The sequence below is a fragment of the Agaribacillus sp. DX54 genome, assembly GCF_056858335.1.
In genome coordinates, this window is record NZ_JBXEQE010000100.1 from 1 (window position 1) to 1,199 (window position 1,199).

Consider the following 1,199-nt stretch of genomic DNA (forward strand, 5'->3'; position numbering starts at 1 on the left):
CTCGGGGCTTTCCCAAAATCTACAGGTGGTATTACGGGAAGTGGAACTGCCCGTAGAAGCGTTACCAATTGACAGCAGTCACGACATCTTACCTCAGGTAGAAAAAGCCATTGACCCGGATGGTTTGTACATGGATTTGACAACAGCGCCGATGTTACAAGTAAAGGTAGCCGATGATGTAGCCAACAAGGCCTATTATTTGGTAGTGAACCATCATCATTTGATGAGCGACCACGTCGGTCTGGAAAAAGTGGCGGAAGAGATCGCCCTCTATTTGTCAGGAAAGGAAGACCGGCTTCCCACCCCGTCCCTGTACCGTGACTTTATAGGGCATACCTTAAATAAAGACAAATTAGCGGAGAGTAAAACTTACTTCAGTACTTTGTATGGAGGTGTTTCAGAATCCACTTATCCTTTCAATCTTTCAGATAATCAGGTAGATGGATCGACTCGTATTGTATCTTCAAAAGCGATGTTGTCTTCTGAATTACGCGATGCTGTACGTCAGGTATCCAGTGATCTACAGCTAAGCCCCGCCGTACTGTTCCATGCGGCCTTTGGTCTGGTAGTAGGAAGGTGCAGTGGGACGGATCATGCCCTCTTTGGTTCTGCGCTTGTAGGAAGATTACAAGGGGCTAAAGGCTCCGCAGCCTCGTTGGGCTTATTTATGAATACCCTGCCCGTATTGTTAGACCTTAAGGGTGATATACCGGCATACATTAGCCATACCAATGAGCGTCTGCAAGAACTCCTGTCCCATGAACAGACCCCGTTGTCAAATGTCCATGATTGGAGTGGTATCACCAATGATGTTCCCCTGTTCAGTGCCCTGTTAAATTACCGTCATTCAGCTCCAGGTTCATCATCAGATAAACCAGATAAGCCCTTTGATGCAGGGGCTAAAATATTATCAGGAGGGGCCCGTAATAATTTCCCTTTCAATTTTGATGTCGATGATTTTGGTAATGATTTTGGGTTAACAGCCAAGATCTCTGATGTGGGTATCGATCCTTCGGCTGTCGTATCCTACATGGAGGAAGCATTAACGCTCTTACTGGAACATATCGATAAGGGATCGGAAACAGCCGTTAGTGAACTGTCCATTATACCCAATGAAGAAAGGCATCAATTATTAGAAGCATTCAATGATACGGAGATTGCTTATCCCAAGAATAAGACGGTAGTCGATTTGTTTGAAA

1 protein-coding gene is annotated in these 1,199 nt (G+C 45.2%); it reads left to right on the forward strand.

The features are described from left to right. The coding region (locus tag AC04NP_RS30495) for a condensation domain-containing protein (protein WP_482863912.1) at positions 1-1,199 on the forward strand (1,199 nt) is incomplete at both ends.